Origin of the sequence: Saccharomonospora iraqiensis subsp. paurometabolica YIM 90007, assembly GCF_000231035.2 — a bacterium.
GTDB lineage: Bacteria > Actinomycetota > Actinomycetes > Mycobacteriales > Pseudonocardiaceae > Saccharomonospora > Saccharomonospora paurometabolica.
The window spans coordinates 212,724-217,053 of sequence record NZ_KI912218.1 but is presented as its reverse complement, the minus strand read 5'-3'; the positions used below and the strand labels follow the sequence as shown (position 1 = coordinate 217,053).

Annotated in this window: 5 protein-coding genes; all 5 read left to right on the top strand. The window is 70.2% G+C overall.

The annotated features are described in order from the left end of the window. The coding region (locus SACPADRAFT_RS26355) for a hypothetical protein (protein WP_007026684.1) at positions 1–294 on the top strand (294 nt) is incomplete at its 5' end. Between the two features lie 320 nt (positions 295–614). Further along, entirely contained in the window at positions 615–1,865 is a 1,251-nt protein-coding gene (locus SACPADRAFT_RS0208290; RefSeq protein ID WP_007026685.1) for an ABC transporter substrate-binding protein, read from the top strand. A 15-nt stretch (positions 1,866–1,880) separates the two neighbouring features. Then, entirely contained in the window at positions 1,881–2,858 is a 978-nt protein-coding gene (locus SACPADRAFT_RS0208285; protein WP_007026686.1) for a carbohydrate ABC transporter permease, read from the top strand. Further along, positions 2,855–3,739, top strand: a complete 885-nt coding sequence (locus tag SACPADRAFT_RS0208280) for a carbohydrate ABC transporter permease (protein ID WP_007026687.1) — start codon at positions 2,855–2,857, stop codon at positions 3,737–3,739. The genes SACPADRAFT_RS0208285 and SACPADRAFT_RS0208280 overlap by 4 nt, the downstream gene beginning before the upstream one ends. A gap of 3 nt (positions 3,740–3,742) precedes the next feature. Then, positions 3,743–4,330, top strand: a 588-nt coding sequence (locus SACPADRAFT_RS0208275) for a glycoside hydrolase family 1 protein (RefSeq protein ID WP_007026688.1), incomplete at its 3' end; no start/stop codon positions are given.

Below are 4,330 nucleotides of genomic sequence, written 5' to 3'. Positions count from 1 at the left end.
CCGGCGCCGGGGGCCGACCCGGGTGACCCGGGCGGGACGCTGATGCGGCTGCGGCGGGCCGTGGACGGCGAGACCGGGCGCCTCTACCGGCGCAAGGACACCGCGGAGCGGGCCGACGGCCGGGACACCGCCGCTGAGAATGAGCTGCGATCGATCGGCTTCCTGCTGCTGGAACTCGGCTTCACCGTCGCGGAGGAGGGCGGCGTCGACTGCGCCGAGGTGGAGCGCACGATCGCGCGCGCCTACGGTCTGCCCGGCTACGCCGACCCGGCCTCGGCCGCGGTCGCCGGCTGACACGCTGAGAGCGCTCCCAATTCGACGCCACTGACCAGCGTACGGGCCGGTGCGAATGGAACTGGAGTTTCGGTAACAACCAGGTCATAAGCCGCTGACCTCCCATTGACACCCGCGCGGGTGACACGGCACTCTGCTCGCCATCGCTGGGAGCGCTCCCAAAGCTCCCGGTCTCGTGGCAGCCGACCCAATGAGGGGTTACCGTGCGACACTCACCGCAGCACCAGCCGCAGTACCAGCCGAGACCCGAGCGCCCGTCCCACCAGGTGCCGCAGAGCCCACCCGGACGTCCCCGGCGTGGCCTGCGCCGGACACTCGCCGTGACCTCGGCCGCCGCCCTGGCCGCCGTGACGGCGGCCTGTGGGGGCGGCGGGGCCGACGACGGCACGATCGAACTCAGCGTCGCCACGTTCGGCGAGTTCGGGTACGAGGAGCTCTACGCCGAGTACGAGCGCCAGAACCCGGACGTGCGGATCGTGCCCCGCAAGACCGGCCAGGGTGGTCCGTACCACCAGGCCCTGTTCACCAAGCTCGGCGGCAACTCCGGTCTGGAGGACGTCGTGGCCGTGGAGGAGGGCTACATGGCCGACGTGCTGGACGCCTCCCAGCGCTTCCACGACCTGGCCGAGATCGGCCCGGACGGGGTGGGCCCGGAGCGCTGGCTGGACTGGAAGTACGACGGCGGCGTCGACTCCGAGGGCAGGCTGATCGGCTACGGCACCGACATCGGCCCGCTGGCGATGTGCTACCGCAAGGACCTCTTCGCCGAGGCCGGGTTGCCGTCGGACCCGGAGGAGGTCAAGCCGCTGTTCGAGACCTGGGACAGCTACTTCGAGGCGGGTGACGAGTTCCTGGCCGGCTCGGACGGCGTCGCCTGGTTCGATTCCGCGGCGCAGATCTTCAACGCCATGCACAACCAGCTCGAGGTCGGCTACTTCGACGAGGACAACAGCCTCACGGTCGGCTCCAACCCGGGCATCCGGGAGAACTGGGACCGGGTGACCGCGGCCGTGCAGCGGGGACAGTCGGCCGGACTGGTCGCGATGAGCAACGAGTGGAACAGCGGGTTCCAGGAGTCCGCCTTCGCCACGAAGACCTGTCCCGCCTGGATGCTCGGCATCATCGAGGGCCAGGCGGGCGACGAGCACGCGGGCGACTGGGCGGTCACCGACGCTTTCCCCGGTGGGGGCGGCAACTGGGGCGGCTCCTACCTGGCGGTGCCCACCCAGACCGAACACCCCGAGGAAGCGGCGAAGCTCGCCGCGTGGCTGACCGCGCCGGAACAGCAGATCACCGCCTTCGAGGCCAGCGGCGCCTTCCCGAGCCAGGTGGAGGCACTGGACGCACCGGAGCTGACCTCGACCACCGACGACTACTTCGGCGGAGCACCGACCGGGGAGCTGTTCGCCAACCAGGCCCGCAAGGTCGAGCACGCCCAGTACAAGGGCCCCGGCGACGGGCAGATCCAGGAGAACGCGGCCACGACCGCGCTGCAGACCGTCGAACAGGGCGCCACCCCCGAGGAGGCCTGGCGCCGGTTCGTCGACTCCGCCGAACGCATCGCGCGCTGACCGGGGAGAACGCGAATGAGTGCGGTGGAAACCACGACGGCGCCCGAGGGGACTTCCTCCCCCTCGGGCCCGTCGTGGCGCGACCGGTTGAACCGGGCGGACGTGCGCTGGTCGCCGTACCTGTACGTCGCGCCGTTCTTCGTGATCTTCGGCATCGTGGGCCTGTTCCCGCTGCTGTACACGGCGTACGTGTCGCTGTTCGAGCGGGGACTGATCGACGACAGCCCCACCTTCGTCGGCTTGGAGAACTACGCGCTGTTGCTCGGCGACGGCCAGTTCTGGAAGACGCTGGTCAACACGCTGAGCATCTTCGTGCTCTCCAGCGGGCCGCAGATCGTCACGGCCGTGCTGCTGGCCGCGCTGCTGAACACCGGGCTGCGGTTCTCCACCGGGTGGCGGGTCGGCGTGCTGATGCCGTACGTGGCCAGCCTGGTGGCGCTGGGCATCATCTTCGCCAACCTGTTCGGCCCGGACTACGGGCTGGTCAACGGCATCCTGGAGACCCTGGGCCTGGACCGGATCGACTGGCAGGCCGACCGGTTCTCCAGCCACGTCGCGATCGCGATCATGGTGAACTGGCGCTGGACCGGCTACAACGCGCTGATCGTGCTCGCCGCGATGCAGGCCATCCCGAAGGAGATCTACGAGGCCGCGATCGTGGACGGTGCCGGGGCGGTGCGCCGGTTCTTCACCGTCACGCTGCCGATGCTGCGCCCCACGCTGATCTTCGTGGTGATCACCTCGACGATCGGCGGGCTGCAGATCTTCACCGAGCCGAAGCTGTTCGACGCCCTGCCGGGCTCGAACAACGGTGGCTCCACCCACCAGTTCCAGACGATCACGCTGTACATGTACCAGACCGCGTTCGAACGCGGGGACCTCGGCTACGCCTCGGCCGTCGCCTGGGTGCTGTTCCTGCTGATCATCGTGTTCGCACTGGTCAACTTCCTGCTTACCAGGAGGCTCGCGAGTTCGGGGGAGGAGGACCGATGAGCGTGTTCGGACTCGCCCGGCCCGGCGGCGCCCGCCGCCGGCGTCCCGGCCCCGTCGGTGCGGCGGGCAGCAGGCCCGCGTTCTGGGTCTACGGGTTGCTCACCGCGTTCGTGCTCGGCTCGGTGTTCCCGTTCTACTGGCAGTTCCTGGTCGCCAGCCGGGACGCCTCGATGCTCACCGAAGCGGTGCCGCCGCTGCTTCCCGGCGGGAACTTCCTCGCCAACGCGGCGCGGGTGTTCGACACGGTCGAGTTCTGGAAGGCGCTCGGCAACAGCGTGATCGTGTCCGGGTCGGTGACCGTGTCCACGGTGCTGTTCTCCACCCTCGCCGGGTTCGCCTTCGCCAAGCTGCGCTTCCGCGGGCGCACACCGCTGTTCGTGTTCGTCGTCGCCACGCTGGCCGTGCCGACCCAGCTCGGCATCATCCCGCTGTACATGGCGATGTCCGAACTGGGCTGGACCAACCAGCTGCAGGCGGTGATCGTGCCCAACCTGGTGACCGCGATCGGGGTGTTCTGGATGCGCCAGTACACCGTCGGCGCGGTGCCGTTCGAGCTGATCGAGGCCGCCCGCGCGGACGGCTGCTCGATGATCCGCGTGTTCTGGCACGTGTGCGTGCCCGCCGTGCGCCCGGCCGCGGCGTTTCTGGCCATGTTCACGTTCATGACCTCGTGGAACGACTTCCTGTGGCCGCTGGTCGCGCTGGGCGCGGACAACCCGACCGTGCAGGTGGCGCTGGAACGCCTGCAGAGCGGCCACTACGTGGACTACTCGCTGGTGCTGGCCGGTACGACGCTGGCCACGATCCCGATTCTCGTCGTGTTTATCGTGCTCGGCCGCCAGATCGTGGCCGGGATCATGCAGGGTGCTGTGAAGGGGTGACTCGTGCTCGGTGAAAGTTCCGTCCACACGGACGGGTGTACGTTCCCTCCGGGGTTCGTGTGGGGTGTGTCCACGGCGGCGTTCCAGATCGAGGGGGCGACGACCGCCGACGGCCGCCGACCGTCCATCTGGGACGAATTCTGTGCGCGGCCCGGCGCGGTCGTGGGCGGGGACACCGGGGAACCCGCCGCCGACCATTACCGGCGCTTCGCCGCCGACGTGGCGCTGATGCGCGAGCTGGGCGTGGGCGCCTACCGGTTCTCGCTGGCCTGGCCGCGGGTGCGGCCGGACGGCGGCGCGGTCAACCCCGCCGGACTCGACTTCTACGAGCGGCTGGTGGACACGCTGCTCGCGGCGGGCATCACCCCGTGGCCCACGCTGTACCACTGGGACCTGCCGCAGGCGCTGGAGGAGCGGGGCGGCTGGGCCGCGCGGGAGACCGCGTACCGGTTCGCCGAGTACGCCGAGGCCGTGCTCGGCAGGCTCGGCGACCGGGTGGACACCTGGACCACGCTGAACGAACCGTGGTGCGCGGCGTTCCTCGGCTACGCCTCCGGCCGGCACGCGCCCGGGCGCACCGAGCCGCGCGCC

Excerpts from the sequence above, each read along its gene's own strand:
- SACPADRAFT_RS0208280 (WP_007026687.1), top strand. The coding sequence starts at position 2,855 with ATGAGCGTGTTCGGACTCGCCCGGCCCGGCGGCGCCCGCCGCCGGCGT.
- SACPADRAFT_RS0208285 (WP_007026686.1), top strand. The coding sequence starts at position 1,881 with ATGAGTGCGGTGGAAACCACGACGGCGCCCGAGGGGACTTCCTCCCCC.